Raw genomic sequence first — 21,730 nt, 5'->3', positions numbered from 1 at the left:
AAAGCTCCGGAGGAGCGACCTGTTAATACCTAAGTCTGTGAGACTATATTAAAAAAAACAGTTTTTTATGTTCTATTTTACTTGAGATAAATCATTCTAGATTATTGTAAAATAGAATTTTACATATTTTTATTTAATGTTTTCTTTTGTACTTCACTTTATGCTTGATAATCTCAACCACATCCACATGCTGAACTTTAGATTTGATCCATCCATGGATGTCAATATAGAATAAGGAGCGTCGGTAATACTCATTGTTGGAAAACTCTTCCAGCTTTTTATCAAAACTTTCAAATGCTTTCTGTCTCTGATCCGGCACCTGATTATTAAGGTTCTTGAAGAACTGGATGCTTTCAAAATGGAATTCTTCCGGCTTCTTCATTTTCTTGGCAAACTTCAAAGTAGAAGCAATAAATTCATCATAATCTTCATCATTACCGGACTCATATTTTGCCATTAAGATCAGAATCCGGGTATGGAACAACAGGTCTTCCTGCACATTTCCTTTGGATTCGATGACCCTCATGGAATATTCAATAGATTTGTCAAACATTTTACTGCCGAAGAACATGGCCGCCATTTTAAGGTAGAGAATCATAAAATGGTGTTCATCTATTCTTTCTCTAAGTTTTTCCATTTTTAATTCCACTTCAGGAATAAGTTTGGTTCCTGTAAAAAATTCTCCTTTTACAAAGTGAATATTCATCAGGGTATTGTAATGGGTAAGGAAAATAAGAGACTGGAGATTTTCATTCTGAACAAAATTCTCCGTATGTACCATTTTGTTGAAATTCTGAAAATGCTCTTCCAGAATATCAATATTTCCATATAAAAACAGGATTTTCAGCAAATAAGTATTTCCCTTGATATACCAAACAGGATGGCTGTAAATCATTTCAGGCTTTTTATGAAAAAGATCTACCCACTGATAGGCATATTTTAAGGTGTATTTATAATCCTGTAAGAGCTGGTTTTTCCAGACATGGGCTTTGTAATACCATAATTTCTCCGTGAAATTCAGTTTCTCAGGGTTAATATTTTTAATCTCAGCATTAAAGATATCCATTACTTCCTGTCGGTCTGCATCGTTTTTTACATAACCATGGGTAAGCATTTCGCTGTATAATTTCAGAGAAAGATTAGATAATTTTGTGGTATAACGGTTTTGTTTACTGATCTCCCGGGACTGTTTGATAAGCTCTTCCGCACGGCCTTCAATACTTCGTGTAATAAATTGTGATTCAATTACTTTTTCAAGATCTATGATCTCCGATGCAATACTTTTTTCATCCAGTTCCAGTGCCGTTTGCTTGGTCTTGTCTAATATTTTTAAAGCCTGTTTATAAAGCCCTTTCTGATACAGAATGTTGGCGAAATCCAACTGTTCACGAAGCTGTATTCTGTAGTTCTGATGACTCGGGTTCATACGGAGACTTACAAGAATCTGTTTGTAAAGATGGGCTTTAAGGTTGGAAAGCTGTTGTTTTGTAGATATTTTTTTATCAATGATAATACTTTCATCGTATTCTTTCATTTTGTCCATCTCAGAAAATAACAGCAAAAATTTGGCATCTACGTTAATTCCGAGCCGGTTTACGTAGAGTTTAAACTGTCTTTTTTCAGAGGTCGTCAATGACTTTACCAATACAAACAAAAAATCTTTCTGCAATTCTGCCATTGTAAATTTTTAGGAATTAAATTACTGATTAATAAATAAATACAATTGTTTTCTAAGCTATTGAATATTGTAATTTTCAGGAAAAGTGAAAATGAAAAAATAACGCAAGCTGTAGTTTTGAGCCAAAATTAAGTAAAAAACTTCATTTATGAATTCCGAAAAAATTGAAATTTTTGACACGACACTGAGAGATGGGGAGCAGGTTCCGGGATGCAAACTGAATACGGAACAAAAACTGATTATTGCTGAAAGGCTTGATACGTTAGGAATTGATATTATCGAGGCAGGATTTCCAATTTCCAGCCCCGGAGATTTTGAATCTGTTTCAGAAATTTCAAAACTGGTGAAAAATGCGAAGGTATGCGGACTCACAAGAGCCAATAAAAAAGATATTGATACTGCGGCAGAAGCACTGAAGTTTGCAAAGAAACCAAGAATCCACACAGGAATCGGGACTTCGGATTCTCATATTAAATACAAATTCAACTCCACAAGAGAAGACATTATTGAAAGAGCAGCTGATGCGGTAAGATATGCAAAAACATATGTGGAAGACGTAGAATTTTATGCTGAAGATGCAGGAAGAACGGATAATGAATATCTTGCAAGAGTATGTGAAGCGGTCATTAAAGCAGGAGCAACTGTACTGAATATTCCTGATACCACAGGATACTGTCTTCCGGAAGAGTATGGTCAGAAAATAAAGTACCTGAGAGAAAACGTAAAAGGAATTGAAAAAGCAGTGCTTTCATGTCATTGCCATAATGATCTCGGACTGGCTACAGCAAATTCTATTGCAGGAGCAATCAACGGAGCGCGCCAGATAGAATGTACCATCAACGGATTAGGAGAAAGAGCTGGCAACACAGCATTGGAGGAAGTTGTCATGATTTTAAAACAGCATAAAGATTTGAATCTGCATACCGATGTGAATTCCAGAATGCTGAATGAAATGAGTGCGATGGTTTCTGATCTGATGGGAATGTCCGTACAGCCTAACAAAGCCATTGTAGGTGCTAATGCCTTTGCTCACAGCTCAGGAATTCATCAGGATGGTGTGATTAAAAACAGGGAGACCTATGAAATCATTGATCCCGCAGAAGTAGGTGTAAATGCTTCTTCGATTATACTGACTGCGAGAAGCGGACGTTCAGCATTGGCTTACCGTTTCAAGCATATAGGCTATGAAGTAACTAAGAATGAGCTTGATTACTTATATCAGGAATTTTTGAAGATCGCTGATCTTAAAAAAGAAATAGATAATGATGATCTGAATGTAATGATAGATTCTTTCAGCAGAAAAATAGGATAGGTTTGATGTAAAATCAAGATAAAGTAAACAATGAACAACAATAAAAAGACACTTTTTGATAAAGTATGGGACGCTCACGTGGTAGAAACTATTCCTGACGGACCTCAGATCATTTATATAGACAAGCATCTTATTCATGAGGTAACCAGTCCTCAGGCCTTTGCGGAACTTGAATCCAGAAATCTGGAACTCTTCAGGCCGGAACAGATTGTAGCCACTGCAGATCACAACGTACCTACTTTGGATCAGGATCAGCCCATTAAAGATGATCTTTCAAGAAATCAGGTAGAACAGCTTGCGGAAAACTGTAAGAAAAATAATATTGAACTTTTCGGATTGGGACATCAATATCAGGGAATTGTTCATATTATCGCTCCGGAATTAGGGATTACCCAGCCGGGAATGAGCATTGTATGTGGTGACAGTCATACCTCTACCCATGGCGCATTTGGATCTATTGCCTTTGGGATTGGAACCAGCCAGGTGGCTCAGGTATTTGCCAGCCAGTGTTTATTGCTGAATAAGCCGAAATCAATGAGAATTACAGTCAATGGCAAATTAAATGAAAATGTTCAGCCTAAAGATGTGATTCTTTATATCATTTCAAAAATAGGAACAGACGGAGGAACAGGATATTTCTGTGAATATGCAGGGAATGTATTTGAAGAAATGTCAATGGAAGGAAGAATGACGGTCTGCAACATGAGTATTGAAATGGGTGCCAGAGGCGGAATGATTGCTCCGGATGAAACTACTTTAGAATACGTAAAGGGAAGGAAATTTGCTCCGGAAGGAGAAGACTGGAATGAAAAAGCAGCGTATTGGAGAACCCTGAAAACAGATGAAGGAGCTGTTTTTGATCAGGAACTCAGCTTTGATGCTTCGGATATTTACCCAATGATAACTTATGGTACCAATCCGGGAATGGGTATTTCAATCCGCGAAGTTATTCCGGCACCGCAAAATGAATCCGAAGAGAAAGCTTTGAAATATATGGGGCTGGAAGCCGGACAGACAGTTAACAGTATCAAGGTTAACTATGTCTTCATAGGAAGCTGTACCAATGCAAGAATAGAAGATTTCCGCTCTGCGGCCCAGTATATTAAAGGGAAAAGTAAATCTGATGCTGTAAAAGCACTTATTGTTCCCGGATCTCAACAGGTTGTTAAACAGATTTATGAGGAAGGTTTGGATAAAATATTCAGTGACGCAGGATTTCAGATTCGTCAGCCGGGATGTTCAGCTTGTCTGGCCATGAATGATGATAAAATCCCGGAAGGAGAATATTGTGTCTCCACCTCCAACAGAAACTTTGAAGGCAGGCAGGGACAAGGTTCAAGAACTATTCTTGCCAGCCCGCTTACTGCAGCAAAAGCAGCCATCGAAGGTAAAATTTCAGCTTTTGAAAGTTTAAATTAAAAGTATTTTAAATTATGTTTTAACCACAAAGACACAAAAGAAGACAATGCTTACATAAGAAGAAGTTATTATTTACTTACATGAAAAAAGCACTTAAGCTTTTTTTGAAAATCTTTGATTTTCATTCTTATGCGAACTTCTTATGTGGATTCTTTTAATAAAGTAAAAAAAACTTTTGTGGTTAAAGTCTAACAATGTAGAACACATGCAAAAATTAGTTGTTTTAAAATCCCGCGCAGTTCCATTGCCGGCAGAAAATATAGATACAGACCAGATTATTCCGGCAAGATTCCTGAAAAGTATAGACAGAAAAGGTTTTGGAGAAAATCTGTTCAGAGACTGGAGGTTCAATATCCATACGGGAGAACCTAATCCGGAATTTGTTTTAAACAATCCAAAATTCGAGGGTGAAATTTTAGTGGCGGGAAATAATTTCGGTTGTGGAAGCAGTCGTGAACACGCAGCGTGGGCATTGACGGATTATGGTTTCAAAGTAATTATTTCAAGTTATTTTGCAGATATCTTTAAAGGAAATGCCCTGAATAACGGACTTCTTCCTGTAAAAGTTTCAGAAGAATTTTTAAAAGAAATCCTTGAAGGAATTAATGAAAATCCTGATAATGAAATTGCCATTGATGTAGAGCTGCAGTCTGTCAGCTTTAAAGATACCACGGAAACCTTTGAACTTGATTCCTATAAAAAAATATGCCTGCTGAACGGCTACGATGATATTGATTTTTTAATCAGCAGAAAGCAGACCATCACAGAATTTGAATTAAAAACACAAAAAGCAAATGAGCGACAATTATTTTAAAATCGCGGTTCTTCCCGGAGATGGGATTGGCCCGGAAATCATCAGTGAAAGCATTAAAATATTAGATGTTATTGCTGAAGTTTTTCAATATAAATTCCATTTTGATTATGGATTAATTGGTGCAGAGGCTATTTTTAAAACAGGAAATCCTTTGCCTGAAGAAACACTGAAAATCTGTAAAGAGTCTGATGCAGTACTTTTCGGAGCTATAGGCGATCCGGTTTTTGATAATAATCCGGAAGCGAAAGTAAGACCTGAACAGGGATTATTAAGACTTCGTAAGGAGTTAGGATTGTTTGCCAATATCCGTCCCTTGAAAACCTATGCGTCTCTGATTGATAAGAGTCCGCTCAAAAGAGAAATTATTGAGGGTGCCGATATCCAGATTTTCAGAGAACTGGTGAGCGGGATCTATTTTGGTGAAAAATTTACAGATCCGGAAGGTAACTACGCTTATGATGTCTGCAAATATAGCCGCGAAGATATTATTCCGATTGCACACATGGCATTCCAGGAAGCTCAGAAAAGAAAGAAAAAGCTTACCCTTATTGATAAAGCCAATGTTCTGGATACCTCAAGATTGTGGAGAAAAACCTGCCAGGAAATTGCACCGGAATATCCTGATGTACAACTTGATTATATGTTTGTAGACAATGCAGCCATGCAGCTGATTCTTAATCCTAAGCATTTTGATGTTATTGTAACGGAAAATATGTTTGGTGATATTATTTCTGATGAAGCAAGTGTAATAGGTGGTTCTATCGGATTATTGCCTTCTGCTTCAGTAGGAGAGAAAAATGCTTTGTTTGAGCCTATTCATGGGTCTTATCCACAGGCAAAAGGAAAAGGAATTGCCAATCCTGTTGCATCTATTTTAAGCGTTGCCATGATGCTGGATCATCTTAACTTACAGAATGCAGCAGATAAATTAAGACAGTCTGTAGAACATGCTATTGAGAATAAGTATGTAACAATTGATCTTAATACCAAGCAGTATTACTCCACAAGTGAAGTGGGTAGCTTTATTGCTGATCATATCAGATATTCCGAAAAGTCCTATTACAATTTTGAAAATATCAAGATCGGAAAATCCACCATTGTATAGAAACAAATGTTTAGTTAGATAGTTAGAAAGAGAAGTTCCGCCTCATACGAGGCGGAACTTTTCGTTTTTCATTATAAATAAAGCCCTAAGAGCTTTTTTATCTTTTTGTATTATCCGTTTTTCCTGATTGGTTTTTTGAAGATTTCTGAACATCTTCCTTATCAATATCAGGCGGATTGGTCTTTTTTGATGCTGCAGGAATATTCTGGAAATCCTGATTTTGCTTTTGGGTTTCTGCGGTATTGGCAGATTCTTTTTTATGGTTTTTTCCTTTTGTATCCATGATTTTGAATTTTAAATGTCAACAATATGGATCATATCATTCAAAGGGTTTGCCAAACAGAAATATTTTCTTCTAAAGTCCCAGAATACCAATTTTTCCGGTTTTGTCTTCTATTTCATAATTTAAAGCCTTTGCCAGAACAAAAACATTATTCAGATTTTCCATCAGCTGTTTGCGGCCTTCGGTTCTCAGCTGATTCTGGTCAATTGATTTTTCTGCTGTTTCCTTAGCTTTTTGAGTAACACTTTTAATATCTTTTTCCGAGATTCTGTTAAAGAAAGAATCGTCCAAAGACTGGATCTCAACGCTTGGAGTTATTCTTATCTCAGCATCAGGAAGCTCAGTAATAATAAGCTTTTTGTTGATGGAGTCTACTTCGATCTTCATTTTGTTGAGATCATAAGAAACCTGTGCATTAGTCTTTGTATACGTAATGATGCTGTTGCTGGAAACTTCTTTCCCAAAAACCTCATAACCCATTTTGGTTTTCTGCATGCTGGATGTATTCTGTTCCATCACCACCATTTTATTCATCTTGGAAATTTGATTGGTCAGAATATAATAATCTGATTTTTCAGTTTTACTTCCAAGATTCAGGCAGGATTTCAGACCAAAAAACAGCAGCACCATCGCGCCGGCACCCGCTGCAAAGGATAATATTGTTCTATAATTTCTCAAAATCTATTTAAAAATTTCTTTGATAACAGACGAATCGTTCTTTTTTAGAATTTGAACCAAATCCCTTTCAATATATCCTGTAGTAGGCATTTCGATAATTCTGCCTACTTCTTTTCCATATCTTTTCAGGATAATGGTAGGAACTTTCTGAAGATTGTAAAGACTTTCATCTCCGGTAGGAGACTCTTTCTTACGGTTAACAGCAATAATATTCAATTTACTGTCCGGATAACTCACGGCTTCCAATATTTTCATCAGTCTTGGAAAATCTCTGTGGCTGTCTTCACACCAGGTTCCTATGAAAACAATAATATCATAAGTTCCGATTTTTTCTTTTTTTAAATCACTGACTGCTTTTTGGTCAAGAACATACTCATCATGTTCTTTCACATACCAATCTGCATAAGGAGCTTTCAAAAACTGCTCTTTCAACTGGTTTCCTAAAAGCATTTTGCCGTCATTCTGAGTTTCAACTTCACGGTTTACCACAACTTTTTGTGCAGTAACCTGTTGTGCAGCCAAAAACAAGCTTGAAAAGGTAACAATATTGGTAATAAATTTTTTCATATTTTATTTTTCGATAATTGATTTTAAATCAGCAGGAGAGTAGTATTTGTTTTTTAATACTTTATGATCTGCCTGTCTGTAAACATTGAATTTTTCTCCGGACTTTTCATAAAAAGATTCTACTTCCTTTTCTTTGTAAAATTCTACGGTTTCCTTTGCCTGCTCTTCATTATCACATGCTTTCGACATATTGGAGCGCTGAACTTCGTTGAATAGTTCTACAAATTTGTTGCCAAGTCCGAATTCCAGTACAGCACCACTCAAAACATACTGAAGATCACATAATGCATCTGCAATTTCTACGATATTATTATCTGCAATCGCTTGCTTCAGTTCGTTTAATTCTTCCTGTAAAAGCTCTACTCTCAGACTGCATCTTTCAGGAGAAGGAATTTGTGGGGTATCTAAAATAGGGGCTTTGAAAGTAGTATGGAATTCTGCTACTTGGTTCAGACTATCAATTTTATCCATGAATTTTTTTATTTCCCACAAAGATAGAAAAGGATTTGTAAAATGTGAAATGTACAGGGAGAAATCTATGAATAAAGAGGAAGAGAGCATATAATGATTACAGTATCACAGATAATAAATTGCAGCATTTCATTTTCAGAATAAAATTATTTAAACCCAAACATCTGTGAAAATCTACCTTGTCTGTGGGAAAAATTTAATCCATAGAAATCAAAAACCACAACTTGAAAATTGTGGTTTTGTGATGAATCTTTGGGTATATTTTTAATTACTCATATTTCCACACTCCGGAAATGGTCAGTATCATCAATCCGGGCTGCTTTTCCCCATAGCTGAATATGGCTATATATTTTGATTGACAGGAAGTGCAATGGGTACCAAAGTATAATGTTGGCAGATCATTAACGGTCAATTCGCCGAAATGAAACATTCTTTGGGAGGTTTCGCTGACCATTCCATGTTTTAGCAATTCACTTTTAGGTAACACCTTATCTTCATGATATAATTGCATAACAGGAAATCCTGATTCGTAAGGAGCTATTGTAATTGTATTTTTGTTTCCGCAATGAGAGCAGATAAAAATTGTTGCTGCTGATGGGAGCGCTTCGTCATTGATAAAGGAACTTTTTTCAACATAAGCTTTTCCGGTAATGTTTATTTTTTCTGATATTGAGTACATCTGAGTTAATTTATGGCTGGATAACCGTGCCTACTAAGTTAGGATATTTTCCGCTGGGACTTTTTTTAATGGTAATTTTAATATAACCTTCTTCTGCCAGCTTATTCCATGTTTTCTGGTATCCTGTATTGATATCAATTGGGATTTTCCACATAGTTTGTTTTCCTTTTCCTGCCTGGCTGAACCAAGGAATAATGTCTGCTGTCTGTGTTTTAAACTGCATGGAATTATTCAAAACATCAATTTCATAATAAAAATCGTACTTGTCTTCAGGCTGATTTAAAGCTCTTTGTGTAAAGGTATATGTGTATCCGTTAATGATAGGACTTGTGAAACTTCCTCCCAGTGTCGGAACTCCGGTTCCGTTATAACTGCCCACAGCTCCGCTGTATCTGTCGAACTTTTGTCCAACCTGCAAAGGAACATCATCAACGATATTGTAACCTCCGTTGGCAGGCGGCCAGCCTCCATTTAAATTATTAGCCTTAAAAAGGGATTCCAATTCACTCCATTTTCCCCTTTTGTATAAGTCATAAGCTTGATTTCTGACTGCTTGACTTACCGAATTATTAGCGTCATAAGTTACAGCCAGTTCATCCGCATTTTTATAAAATACAGTGACGACATCAGGATTGGTGTCTGGTTCATCATCTCTGTCTGAATTACAGGCAACCGAGAACGAAGTAATAGCTAAAAAAAAGAGGTACTTAAATAAATGTTTCATATAAAAATTTTAAATTGTTTTAAAATTATAAGGGTATTTGAAGGGTACCTTTTTGAAACATCTTTTTCCCGATAAACATCTTAAGTAAAATACTGAAATGAGTATTGCTGATGTTTTTCCGGTCTGTAGCAGGAGTTTTAAGGACTGGAATCTGGATTAATAATGTGATTTTTGACCGGAAATTATCGAAATACCGATGTACGCCAAAATAAACTCAAAAGAAGCAACAGCATCAGACGTTAAAAAACGATCTGGAGCTCCCTTAAATACAATCTGGGCAAACGGTACAATAAAATATTCTTATGCTATAAATTTAAATCAAAAAACTTAAATACTAGTTATTTTCTCTAAAATAAATTATTATTTTGAAATTAATTTTATTAATAAAGAGGTTTTTAAAAATTTTATATAAAACTTTAAATAAAGAAAAACCGTTCTGTGCAGAACGGTTTTTCACATCGTTTAATTTTAAAAAGTTTATTAGTTACTAATTTTTAATAAATCTCTTAGAAGATTCTCCAATTTGAATCATATAAGCACCTTTAATAAGATTGCTTACGTTTACAGAACCTCTTTGAAGCTTTCCTGAGCCAATTAGTTTTCCACCCATATCGAAGATCTTATAATCTTCTGAAGTTGTATTGGAAATATTAAGTATATCTCTCACAGGGTTTGGGTAAAGCTTCACATCTGTGATCAGATCTTTTGTATTCTGAAGATCTCCTTTTCCTGAAGAAACAATATTAAGAGTATAGTCTTCTACCTGTCCGTAAGTAAAGGCTTCACAAGAAGAAGTAGGGATTGAGCTGTATTTCATCATTACTCTCATTCTTGTAGACCCAACCGTAGCTGTAGATGGAATGGTGATAGATCCGGTAACCGGGCTGGTTGTAGAACCTGCTTTTGTCCATGCCAGTTCGCCGCTGTCTGTGAAGTCCCCATCTCCGTTGTAATCTATATACACTGCGTAGGCTTCGCTATATTTTGTAGAAGTCCACACCGGAGTAATTGAAATTGTATAAGCGTTTCCTCTGGTAACATTGGTAGAAACTGAAGTGAAGTTTTCGTAACCTGCAGTTCCTGTAGATGTATTGTTAATAGAACCGAATTTTACATTTCCAATTCTTTCATCCGCAGTATTGGATGCTGAAGAAGAACAGTAAGTAACAGTTCCGCCTGAAAGAGTTGTAACACTTACGGTGTTGCTGGAAACAGAAGCGTTTCCTGCTGCATCTTTTGCTTTAACAGAGAAAGAGTATGTAGTAGCAGGAGTAAGTCCTGTTACAGTATACGTAGTAGAAGCTGTAGAACCAATTAGTGAAGCTCCCTGGTAAACGTCATATCCTGTAACTCCTACGTTATCTGTAGCCCCTGACCATGAAAGATTTGTTGTGGTAGCAGTAGTTCCTGAGGCAGCAAGGGTAGGAGCTGTAGGTGCAACAGTGTCAGGAGTTCCGGAACCTGCATTTACAGAGATGTTAGCATTGTTAACATCAAAGAAAATATGGTTTGATCCTTTTACCATAATTCTTCCTGTTGTTGTATTGGCATTAGGAATGGTTACTGCCTGTGAACCATCATTTGGAGTTCCTGCCAATAGGGTAGTCCATGTATTTCCATTGTCTGTTGACCAAAGGATATCAACATTGGCTGTGTTTACTCCGTTGGCTGTAGTCCCTGCCACATTCCATGTTACTGTTTGAGAACTTCCTCCAGCGTAGGTTGTTGCAGAATTCTGTGAAGTGATATTGAATGGTCCTGCAGTTCCGTTAACAGTGATAACAGCATCGTCGGAATTATTTCCTGAGCCTCCTGCTTTGTTATCGCGAACGGTAAATCTGAAGTTTAATGTTCTGGCAACGGAAGAAAGCGCCTCTACAGTGATTTCAGAACCTGCAGTAGTGGTTGCTCCTGCCAGAACTGAAGCCATTCTCGGGAAATATCTTGCCGGAGAAGTGGTTGGAGTCCATGATCTGAAGTTTGGTCCTGAAGCTTTTGTAGCGCTTGCGGCTGAACTTGCTCCAGTTTGGGAAGAAGAAGCATTGTCCATTTGTTCCCAGATATAGGTTAAAGAATCTCCGTCTGCATCCGTTCCTGTTCCTGTCAGTACGAATGGAGTTCCTTTTGGAATGGTATAATCCAATCCTGCATTAGCTGTAGGAATTGTATTTCCGGTGTTGGTATTAACAGAGCAGGTTTTAGCTTTAATATTATTGGTGATCTGCTGGATACTTATTGCATGGAAAAATGCATCGGAATGCGGTTGAATATCCTGGCTGGTAATTCCTGCATATCCCATAATTGTTGATCCTGAGCCCGGTTCCATATTGGCACCTGTTCCTTCATTGTTCATAGAGAATGTGTGGTTTCCACCAAATTGATGTCCCATTTCGTGAGCCACGTAGTCGATATCGAAATTGTCTCCTGAAGGAATGGCATCTGCCGGAGAAGTGTATCCGCTTCCTTTTGAACCATTTGTACAAATACAGCCGATACAGCCGGCATTTCCTCCACCTCCTGAAGCTCCGAATAAGTGACCGATGTCATAATTAGCCTCTCCAATTACAGATGTTAAAGTGCTTTGCAGCTGAGAATTCCAGCTGCTCATTCCTGAAGCTGCAGAATAAGGGTCTGTAGAAGCATTGGTGTAGATGACAGCATCATTGTTGGCGATAAGAACCATTCTTGCTGCGAAGTCTTTTTCAAATACACCATTTACACGGGTCATGGTGGTATTCATTGCAGCTAAAGCCTGAGCTTTTGTTCCTCCGAAATAAGTGGTGTATTCTCCTGTGCAGGACAGTGCGAGTCTGAATGTTCTCAGTTTGGCATCATCAGCATTAGGCCTTGCTGCAAGAGTGGAATTGGAAACTCCTTTCTGTGCGGCATCCACCACGGTACATTCAAACTTATTAAGATCATCTTTTTTGTCAGACTTTCTGTATACTACATAAGAAGAAAGATCTTTGGTGTAAGGTTCGATGAAAACAGCTGATTTATCACCATAAATTTCCATAGAAGACAGCCCTAGTGGGGAAACACTGAAATAGACTGTGGAATTAGGATCATCCAGACCTTGTCCTACATAGGATTTGATATCCGGATATTTTGCTGCCAGCTCAGGAGCAAAATTGGAATTCTCCCTCACTTTAAAATTTTCCATTCTGCCTTCAGAATTCGGAAAAGAGATAATGAGTTCTGATTTTTCGCCTGCAGCCAGTCTTTTGGGAGCTTTTGCCAGGATGTTTTTCAATCCGTTGATATCCAGGTTGTATACCTTAGGATTGCTGATGCTGGTTTTGTTTTCAAAAATCTCTGATGAAGTTTTTTTTGAACCTTCAGACCAAAGACGGTCAGTCTGTGCGAAAGAAATACCCGAAATAAGGAGCATTCCAATCAGCGTTAATTGTTTTTTCATATTAAATATTAAATTTGATTGTGGAATATCAAATGTAATAAAAAATATATTACGAAAAACGAATTTTTTTAAGAAACATTTGGACTTTTCGTGTAATATATTATGTGATGCATTTTATATAATTGAAAAAGCTCATTAATAAAAGAAAATTGAAATTGATGAAATGTATTTTGATTTGAAAAAAATAAAATATTGGTTATTTATTAAATTGAGACAATATAATCTGTGAATTATTTAATACTATATAAATAACGATGATAAATCAAGTTTACTGTATTGGTCCACAAAAAAAGCTGTTTCATTTAGAAACAGCTTAGTATATTAATATAATTCTTACTTACATATTATCATCAGCAGTAGGGCCATAAAGTCCGGGAACTTTATTTCCGGTTGATCTTAAATAAACAACCAGCTCACCTCTGTGATGGTACAAATGATTGTAAAGAAAAGCTCTTATCACCTGAACTTTTGGCATAGGAGGGAAAAGTACATTTCCGTCCATTTCCATTTTCCACTCATTGAAATAAGTGCTTTCATCAGAGTTTTCAAGAACTTTCTGTGCGTTGGCAACATTTTCTTCAAATTTTGCAAGGATATTTTCCGATTTGGAAATGTCTCCTTTGTCATACCTGTACGTACCCATATCAAAAATATCCTTATTGAAAGTGGATTCATACCAATTGTATACTTCAGCAATATGAGACGCAAGCTGGCCTGTGGTCCAGTTTTTTTCGGACGGTTTCCAATCCAGTGCGCTGTCGGGAATTGCCTGTAAAATTTTTCTGGTGTTTTCAGCTTCATGCAGAAATTCACCTAAAAGTGCCTGTTTAATCATTTGTATTGGGATTTTAAAATGTTATTTTGTGATATCTCTTCCGATTACCAGTCTCTGGATCTCAGAAGTCCCTTCACCTATAGTACAAAGCTTAGAGTCTCTATAGAATTTTTCAGCAGGGAAGTCTTTTGTATATCCGTATCCTCCGAAGATCTGAACCGCATTGTTTGAAATTCTAACGCAAGCTTCAGAAGCATATAGTTTTGCCATAGCTCCTTCTTTTGTCATTTTTTGTTTTGCGTTCTTAAGAGTAGATGCTCTTTGAATAAGAAGTTCAGCAGCATCAATTTCTGTTGCCATATCTGCTAACATAAAGTTGATCGCCTGGAAATCTGCAATAGGTTTCCCGAACTGATGTCTTTCTTTTGCGTATTTTAAAGCTGCTTTGTAAGCTCCTCTTGCAGTACCTAAACTTAATGCAGCAATAGAGATTCTACCGCCATCCAGAACTTTCATAGCCTGCTTGAATCCTTCACCTACTTCGCCTAAACGGTGAGAATCCGGTACACGTACGTTATCAAAAATTAATTCTGCTGTTTCGGAAGCACGCATTCCTAATTTATTTTCTTTTTTTCCGGAAGTAAAACCAGGCATTCCTTTTTCCAAAACAAAAGCTGTAGAGTTATTTTTAGCTCCTATTTCTCCTGTTCTTGTCATTACCACGGCAATATCTCCTGAAATAGCGTGGGTGATAAAGTTTTTAGCTCCGTTGATGATCCACTCATCACCATCTTTTACAGCGGTAGTAGACATACCTCCTGAATCTGAACCTGTATTGTGTTCAGTAAGCCCCCAAGCTCCGATTACTTTTCCGGAAGCTAACTGAGGAAGCCATTTGTGTCTCTGTTCTTCATTTCCAAATTCATAAATATGGTTGGTGCAAAGTGAGTTGTGTGCAGCTACAGAAAGACCAATAGAAGGGTCAACCTGAGAAATTTCGTCCAGAATAGTAACATACTCATGATAACCTAGGCCAGAACCTCCATATTGTTCAGGAATTACAATTCCCATAAAACCCATTTCACCTAATTGGTGGAATAAGTCTTTTGGAAATGTTTGGCTTTCATCCCATTCCATAATATTGGGTCTGATGTTCTTTTCTGCGAATTCTCTAGCTGTTTCCGCTATCATTTTGATGTTGTCAAGAGTCTCTGTATTCATATAATAATAGTTAATTCCCAAAGATAACCAAATTGATGGAATGCTAAAATAAATTATTTCATTCATACTATGTAAAGGGCAATCCCTTTAATTATCAAAATTTTATATTTAGATAATTAATACTTTCTTAATAAAATATTCAGTCATTTGCGTTTTTTATTTCACTAATTTAGTTTCCCAATTTTTAAGGTATGAAAAAAATTCTACTTCCTATCATTTTAATTTCCTCATATATTTGCGCGCAGGCTCCTGCCGGATATTATGACGGAACCATCGGGCTGACGGGATATGCACTGAAATCAAAACTCCACGATATTATTTCGGAAAGAATGATCAACTGGCATTATGACGACCTTAAAATGTTATATGGGCAGACTGATCTGGATATATATTATGATCATGATGTTTCCAATACTCAATATTTGCTGGATATTTATTCTGAAATCCCTTCTGGACCTGATTCCTATGAGTACACTGTAGATCAGATGGCAGCAGGTGTAGGTGCGGAAGGTCAAGGGTATAACCGGGAGCATATGATGCCGCAAAGTACATTCAGTACAAGCTCATCCATCAGCGATTATCCTATGTATTCGGATCTGAATTTTATTATTCCTGTTGATGGCTTTATCAATCAGCGGAGAAGTAATTATCCTTATGGGATAGGAAATAATACGAATCATTATATTTTTTCCAACACGTCGAGGGTATCGAATGCAGCTATTCCCAATTATCCTTATACCGGAAGAGTGTATGAACCTATTAATGAATTTAAAGGTGATATCGCGAGGTCATTATTATATTTTGCTGTACGGTATGAAGGAAAATTAGGCTCATTCAATACAGCTTATACTACTTCCGCTAATCTTACTTCTGCTACAGATCAGTGTCCGTTAGACGGAACAGAAGAAAGAGCGGTTGATCTGGCTTATATTGCTATGCTGAAACAATGGAATACAGCAGACCCGGTTTCACAAAGAGAAACTGACCGGAACAACGCCGTTTATGCCATACAAAAAAACAGAAATCCATTTATTGACCATCCTGAATGGATTGATATGATCTGGTCCGAAACCCCCGACAATATTGCTCCTGCAGCTCCGGGATCACTGGTTTCAACCCAGCAGAATGCTTATTTTGTGAATCTGAGCTGGACAGCCTCTCCTGATAGTGATGTTTTAGGGTACAGGGTTTATGTGAACGGATCAACGACACCTGTTGCGGTTACAAAAGGGACTTCGGTCAGTATAGATCATCTGAGTCCTTCAACTACTTATACCTTTACAGTGAAAGCTTTTGATAAAGCCTATCTGGAATCCCCGTTCAGCAATACATTGACAGCTTCAACGACTGCTTCGGATTCTTACGCTCCGGATCTTATGATTACAAAATATATATCCGGAACGAATACGGAATTTATAAAGAATAATGCTCTGGAAATTGTCAATAAAACAGGGCATGAGGTGAATTTAAATAATTACAGAATCAATATTCAGTTCAGAAATAGCAGTTCTGGAGCTTATTATAGTGGAGATACCTATGAGCTGGAAGGTAAAGTAGGAAATAATGAAACATTTGTTATTTTGAATCCAAAAGGTACTTTGTCATGTTATACAACCGGGCAGGCAAAGTTTGCTACAGCTTCTGATCCTATGATGTATGCCGGAGGGAACTACGTAGAACTTGCTTATAACAAAACCGTGACGGTAGATGCTATTGGGACAAAATTCACAACCAATAATAACGGAAATGTATCTTTATACAGAAAGAGTACCATCAACCAGCCAACCAATACATTCAGTATAGGAGAGTGGGATTCTTACCCGTCCAACTACTGCCAGAATCTGGGGGGAACATTATCTGCCACAGAGCTGATCGCTGACAATAAAGAATTTATAATATACCCGAATCCGGTTGATGATCATCTTTATGTAAACGGAGAAACAGAGAAAGTAAAAACAGCCCAGATCATAGATCTTTCCGGAAAAGTGATCTACACTGAAAAATATCCTTTCAGAAATAAGAAAAGTATTTCCGTACAGGGAATTCCTACTGGGATCTATTTCCTGAAGCTTGATGAAAAAGCGCATCAGTTTATTAAAAAATAATCTTACCTTGACCTTGACAGGCTTTAGTCAAGGTTATTTTTACGAAGATTTAACGAGCTAAACCTAACAGGTTTTAAAAACCTGTTAGGTTTATTTTTATATGATGTAGAAATGATTCAAGATATTGTTTCACTTTACGCTCAATAATTATTCTAGCCCTGATAGAAGCGGTTACCCCACAGCAAGCTTCGAGGAAAGGAGGGCGCGAGGAGTATGAGCGGATAGCAGGAATAGCTTCTCTCTTCAAAATAATGTAAAAATGGGGAGTTAAACTTAGTCTGATCATAAAATTTTAATCCGTATTTTGATTTTTTTCTGATTTAACAATGGAATATAAATCCTTAAAACCATTATATTTACTGCATCATTGATATAAGCTGATTCGCTAATAATGAATATCTATAAGTGTTTCTGCTTATATTTTTTATATATAAGTAATTATGCTTATATTTGCAGTATGATAGCGGTTATTACCGGTGATATTATAAATTCACAGCATGCAGACACTGAAGTTTGGATTACCAGGCTTAAACATCTTCTCGAAAAATGGGGAAGCGCTCCTCACACATGGGAAATCTACAGAGGGGATGAGTTTCAGTTCAAGTGCAATATTGATGACGTTTTCTGGCGTTTTCTAGCCATAAAATCTCTTATTAAAAGTGTCGAAAATCTGGATGTAAGAATGGCTATAGGTATTGGTGAGGAAAGTTTCTCTTCTGAGAAAATCACTGAATCCAACGGTACAGCTTACGTGAATTCCGGGAGATTGCTTAATGATCTTAAAAATGACGGTCATACTGTTGCTATTAAAACATCCAGTGATCCTGTAGACAGGGATCTTAATATCCTGTTGAAATGGTCGTCCAAGGATTTTGATAACTGGACCATGGCTACAGCGGAGATCATTCATGAAATGATCATGAATCAGGATATTACTCAGGAAGATCTTGCCAAAAGATTTGCTATTTCACAGTCTTCTGTAAGCCAGAGGCTGAAACGAGCCAACTATGAGCTCATCGTGGAAACCAATCAGTATTTCAGAAAGAAAATTTCAGAATTATAGGTATGATCTTTATCAAACTCATATTGGCACATCTACTCGGAGATTTTATACTTCAGCCAAATTCATGGGTTGCAGATAAGGAGAACTCTAAACTGAAAAGCAGGTTTTTATACATTCATGTTCTGATTCACATTATTTTAAGTCTTGTTTTTCTATGGGATCTTCAGCTTTGGTGGGTTGCTGTATTGGTGGGAATCACTCACTTTATTATTGATGCAGCGAAGCTTACTTTCCAGAATGTAAAGACTAAGAAAAGATGGTTTTTCATTGATCAGCTGCTGCATGTTCTGGTGATTACAGGAGTTTCTTTTTATTTCCGGGAATTCAGCTTTGATTTTTTACAGAATCAGGAATTTTTAAAGATAATCATGGCTGCATTGTTTCTTACAACACCTGCTTCTATTTTTATCAAAATCTTATTGTCATCCTGGACACCCGCTCCGGATGGTCCCAATACTATTCAAACCGAATCTTTATCAAGTGCCGGAAAATATATCGGAATTTTAGAACGTCTGCTGGTTTTCACTTTTATCATGGTGAATCACTGGGAAGGCGTAGGTTTCATGGTGGCTGCCAAATCTGTTTTCAGATTCAGCGACCTTGCACAGGCAAAACAGAGAAAGCTTACAGAATATGTATTAATTGGTACGCTGCTGAGCTTCGGACTGGCTGTCTTAACAGGAATAATAATAAAATAAATCAATAAATCTAACTACAATTTAGAAAGTAAAATTATGAGTCAAAAGAAAGAAATGTTGTACGAGGGGAAAGCAAAACAAGTATTTGCAACCGATAATCCTGATGAAGTAGTAGTACGTTTCAAAGACGATGCTACAGCATTTAATGCTCAAAAAAGAGGTCAGGTAGATCTTAAAGGGGAAATGAACAACGCGATCACAACTCTTATTTTTGAATATTTAAATGAAAAAGGGATCAAAACTCATTTCATCCAAAAATTAGACGAAAGAGAGCAGCTGGTAAGAAAGGTTTCTATCATTCCTCTGGAAATGGTAGTAAGAAACTACTCTGCAGGAAGTATGGCACAAAGATTAGGAGTGGAAGAAGGAATTAAATCTCCGGTAACGATCTTCGATATCTGCTATAAAAAAGATGAGTTGGGAGATCCGCTTATCAATGACCACCATGCCGTTTTCTTAGGAGCAGCTACTTATGAAGAGCTTGACGAGATGTATGAGCTATCTTCAGATATCAATGACATCCTTATCGACCTGTTCGACAAAATCAATATCATTCTGGTAGATTTCAAAATCGAATTAGGTAAAACTTCAGACGGTGAAATCATCTTAGCAGACGAAATCTCTCCTGATACCTGCAGACTTTGGGATAAAGATACCATGAAGAAATTAGACAAAGACAGATTCAGAAGAGACTTGGGAGAAGTTACTGAGGCTTATGTTGAAATCTACAACCGATTGAAGAACTTACTTGCAAAATAATTTCAGAAATTAGAAGTTAGATATTAGAAATTAGTATGAAATCACACCGGATAGAAGATTTGAAGGTTTGGACAAAATCAATGGCTTTGGTGAAAGAAGTTTATTTGATTTCTGCTGAATTACCCATGGAGGAAAAATTCGGACTACAATCTCAAATCAGAAGATGTGTAGTTTCAATACCATCTAATATTGCAGAGGGAGCCGGAAGAAATAATAAAAATGAATTTTATCAGTTCCTTGGAATTGCGTTTGGTTCTACTTACGAGCTGCAAACTCAACTTCAGTTACTGATTGATTTAAATTTTATATCTGAAATGAAAATAGCTCCTTTAAAGGAACTTTTAGCTGAAATTCAAAAAATGATTTATTCATTAAAAGCAAGTTTAAAATTATAATTGAAGTTAACTTAGACTAATTTCTAACATCTAATATCTAACTTCTAATCATTAGAAAAAATAGAAATGAAAAGTTTAGACATTCATAAAAGTGAATATTTAAAACAGTTTGAAACCAAGACTTACGGAAGGAATCTTTTCAGAACTCAGGAAGAGGAAAGACTGGATGCTCCTAATGAAGAGTGTGGGATCTTCGGAATGTATTCGGATAATGATCTGGATACTTTCTCCCTTTCACAGTTTGGTCTTTTTGCATTACAGCACAGAGGTCAGGAAGCTTGTGGTATTTCCGTTTTAAAGGATGGAAGAATCACAAACATGAAAGACGAAGGACTGGTTTTGGATGTTTATAAAGAAATTCAGGAACCTGAAACTTTTATGGGAAATTCTGCAATTGGCCATACCCGTTATACCACTGCAGGAGATAAAAAGAAATATAACTTCCAGCCATTTTTCGCGAAAAACGAATATGACCAGATTATACTTTCCATAGCACACAACGGTAACCTTACCAATGCCAAAGAATTAAAAGCAGAATTAGAAGCAGAAGGCGTAGTTTTCAGAGCGACTTCCGATTCTGAAGTCATCCTGAGACTGATCCAGAAAAACCTTGATTTAGGTCTTCGTGGAGCGATCAAAGCAACCATGGAAAAGATTGAAGGTGCTTATTCCGTAGTTGGGATGACCAGGAATAAATTCTTTGCATTCAGAGACTTCAATGGTATCCGTCCGTTAGTGTTGGGAGCTATTGATGAAAAATCCTATGTAGTGGCTTCAGAATCTGTAGCTTTAGATGCTGTAGGCGCTCAGTATGTACGTGATATTCTTCCGGGCGAGATCATTTATACCAATGAAAACGAACCTGGAAAGCTTCATTCTTATATGATGGATGAAGCGAAAGGTAAGCAGAGAATCTGTTCTTTCGAATATATTTATTTCGCAAGACCTGACTCTACTTTAGAAAACATCAATGTATACGAGATCAGAGAAAAATCCGGAGAGAAAATCTGGGAACAGGCTCCTGTAGAAGCTGATCTGGTGATTGGAGTTCCGGATTCCGGAGTTCCGGCTGCTATTGGTTTCTCAAAGGCTTCAGGAATACCTTTCCGTCCTGTTTTGATCAAAAACAGATATATCGGAAGAAGTTTCATCGTTCCTACACAGGAAATGAGAGAAAGGGTAGTAAACCTTAAGCTGAACCCGATCATTTCTGAGATGAAAGATAAGAGAGTAGTCATTATTGATGACTCTATCGTTCGTGGAACAACATCGAAAAGACTGGTTAAAATTTTAAAAGATGCAGGTGTAAAAGAGATCCACTTCAGAAGTGTTTCTCCTCCAATTATTGCTCCATGTTATCTGGGAATTGATACTCCGTCTAAAGATGATCTTATCTCAGCGAATATGACTACGGAAGAACTTAAGAATTATCTGGGAGTAGATTCCTTAGAGTTTTTAAGCATAGACAATCTGAAAGACATTTTAGGATCAGCCAACCACTGCTTCGGGTGCTTTACAGAGGAATATCCTGTAGGAAAAGGAGAAGAGGTGGATTTATTCAACTAA

Annotated in this window: 20 protein-coding genes; 10 read left to right on the top strand and 10 right to left on the bottom strand. The window is 36.9% G+C overall.

Annotated elements, in window-relative coordinates; all coding sequences use genetic code 11:
* Positions 1–133: 133 nt before the first annotated feature.
* Positions 134–1,678, bottom strand: a complete 1,545-nt coding sequence (locus BW946_RS03290) for a hypothetical protein (RefSeq protein ID WP_076594803.1) — start codon at positions 1,676–1,678, stop codon at positions 134–136.
* 148 nt (positions 1,679–1,826) lie between these two features.
* On the opposite strand from BW946_RS03290, the gene BW946_RS03285 reads away from it, so the two are divergent.
* From BW946_RS03285 to leuB, 4 genes are all read left to right on the top strand, one after another.
* Positions 1,827–2,990, top strand: a complete 1,164-nt coding sequence (locus BW946_RS03285; RefSeq protein WP_076594802.1) for a 2-isopropylmalate synthase — start codon at positions 1,827–1,829, stop codon at positions 2,988–2,990.
* A gap of 30 nt (positions 2,991–3,020) precedes the next feature.
* On the top strand, positions 3,021–4,409 hold the full coding sequence (gene leuC / locus BW946_RS03280; protein ID WP_076594801.1) for a 3-isopropylmalate dehydratase large subunit: 1,389 nt from the start codon (positions 3,021–3,023) through the stop codon (positions 4,407–4,409).
* Between the two features lie 205 nt (positions 4,410–4,614).
* Positions 4,615–5,223 carry a 3-isopropylmalate dehydratase small subunit gene (gene leuD, locus BW946_RS03275; RefSeq protein ID WP_076594800.1) on the top strand — a complete coding sequence of 203 codons (609 nt, stop codon included), beginning with the start codon at positions 4,615–4,617 and terminating at the stop codon, positions 5,221–5,223.
* The gene (leuB, locus tag BW946_RS03270; protein ID WP_076594799.1) at positions 5,204–6,328 is read left to right on the top strand and encodes a 3-isopropylmalate dehydrogenase; all 1,125 of its coding nucleotides are present in this window, start codon (positions 5,204–5,206) and stop codon (positions 6,326–6,328) included. The genes leuD and leuB overlap by 20 nt, the downstream gene beginning before the upstream one ends.
* Before the next feature lie 97 nt (positions 6,329–6,425).
* Here the strand turns inward: leuB and BW946_RS03265 are convergent, their stop codons facing one another.
* The 9 genes from BW946_RS03265 to BW946_RS03225 form a co-directional block, all read right to left on the bottom strand.
* Positions 6,426–6,611, bottom strand: a complete 186-nt coding sequence (locus BW946_RS03265) for a hypothetical protein (protein ID WP_076594798.1) — start codon at positions 6,609–6,611, stop codon at positions 6,426–6,428.
* A gap of 72 nt (positions 6,612–6,683) precedes the next feature.
* Positions 6,684–7,289, bottom strand: coding sequence for a DUF4230 domain-containing protein (locus BW946_RS03260; RefSeq protein ID WP_076594797.1), 606 nt, complete (start codon positions 7,287–7,289; stop codon positions 6,684–6,686).
* A gap of 3 nt (positions 7,290–7,292) precedes the next feature.
* The gene (locus BW946_RS03255; protein ID WP_076594796.1) at positions 7,293–7,856 is read right to left on the bottom strand and encodes a TlpA family protein disulfide reductase; all 564 of its coding nucleotides are present in this window, start codon (positions 7,854–7,856) and stop codon (positions 7,293–7,295) included.
* Positions 7,857–7,859: 3 nt separating this feature from the next.
* On the bottom strand, positions 7,860–8,327 hold the full coding sequence (locus BW946_RS03250; protein WP_076594795.1) for a pyrophosphohydrolase domain-containing protein: 468 nt from the start codon (positions 8,325–8,327) through the stop codon (positions 7,860–7,862).
* A gap of 268 nt (positions 8,328–8,595) precedes the next feature.
* Positions 8,596–9,006, bottom strand: coding sequence for a hypothetical protein (locus BW946_RS03245; RefSeq protein ID WP_076594794.1), 411 nt, complete (start codon positions 9,004–9,006; stop codon positions 8,596–8,598).
* 10 nt (positions 9,007–9,016) lie between these two features.
* Positions 9,017–9,730, bottom strand: coding sequence for a glycohydrolase toxin TNT-related protein (locus BW946_RS03240; protein ID WP_076594793.1), 714 nt, complete (start codon positions 9,728–9,730; stop codon positions 9,017–9,019).
* A 487-nt stretch (positions 9,731–10,217) separates the two neighbouring features.
* On the bottom strand, positions 10,218–13,148 hold the full coding sequence (locus BW946_RS03235; RefSeq protein WP_076594792.1) for a reprolysin-like metallopeptidase: 2,931 nt from the start codon (positions 13,146–13,148) through the stop codon (positions 10,218–10,220).
* A 337-nt stretch (positions 13,149–13,485) separates the two neighbouring features.
* Positions 13,486–13,983: a DinB family protein gene (locus BW946_RS03230; RefSeq protein WP_076594791.1), complete on the bottom strand. Its 498-nt coding sequence runs from the start codon at positions 13,981–13,983 to the stop codon at positions 13,486–13,488.
* 21 nt (positions 13,984–14,004) lie between these two features.
* On the bottom strand, positions 14,005–15,144 hold the full coding sequence (locus tag BW946_RS03225) for an acyl-CoA dehydrogenase family protein (protein ID WP_076594840.1): 1,140 nt from the start codon (positions 15,142–15,144) through the stop codon (positions 14,005–14,007).
* Between the two features lie 191 nt (positions 15,145–15,335).
* On the opposite strand from BW946_RS03225, the gene BW946_RS03220 reads away from it, so the two are divergent.
* From BW946_RS03220 to purF, 6 genes are all read left to right on the top strand, one after another.
* Complete coding sequence (locus BW946_RS03220; RefSeq protein ID WP_076594790.1) at positions 15,336–17,249, top strand: endonuclease; 1,914 nt, start codon at positions 15,336–15,338, stop codon at positions 17,247–17,249.
* A gap of 457 nt (positions 17,250–17,706) precedes the next feature.
* On the top strand, positions 17,707–18,312 hold the full coding sequence (locus tag BW946_RS03215; RefSeq protein ID WP_076594789.1) for a SatD family protein: 606 nt from the start codon (positions 17,707–17,709) through the stop codon (positions 18,310–18,312).
* 2 nt (positions 18,313–18,314) lie between these two features.
* Entirely contained in the window at positions 18,315–19,010 is a 696-nt protein-coding gene (locus BW946_RS03210) for a DUF3307 domain-containing protein (protein ID WP_076594788.1), read from the top strand.
* A 36-nt stretch (positions 19,011–19,046) separates the two neighbouring features.
* Complete coding sequence (gene purC / locus BW946_RS03205) at positions 19,047–19,769, top strand: phosphoribosylaminoimidazolesuccinocarboxamide synthase (RefSeq protein WP_034698289.1); 723 nt, start codon at positions 19,047–19,049, stop codon at positions 19,767–19,769.
* A gap of 35 nt (positions 19,770–19,804) precedes the next feature.
* The gene (locus tag BW946_RS03200) at positions 19,805–20,164 is read left to right on the top strand and encodes a four helix bundle protein (RefSeq protein ID WP_076594787.1); all 360 of its coding nucleotides are present in this window, start codon (positions 19,805–19,807) and stop codon (positions 20,162–20,164) included.
* Between the two features lie 66 nt (positions 20,165–20,230).
* Complete coding sequence (purF, locus tag BW946_RS03195) at positions 20,231–21,730, top strand: amidophosphoribosyltransferase (protein ID WP_076594786.1); 1,500 nt, start codon at positions 20,231–20,233, stop codon at positions 21,728–21,730.

This window comes from Chryseobacterium sp. RU33C (genome assembly GCF_900156015.1).
Classification (GTDB): domain Bacteria; phylum Bacteroidota; class Bacteroidia; order Flavobacteriales; family Weeksellaceae; genus Chryseobacterium; species Chryseobacterium candidae.
This window is presented reverse-complemented; position numbering and strand designations above follow the sequence as displayed.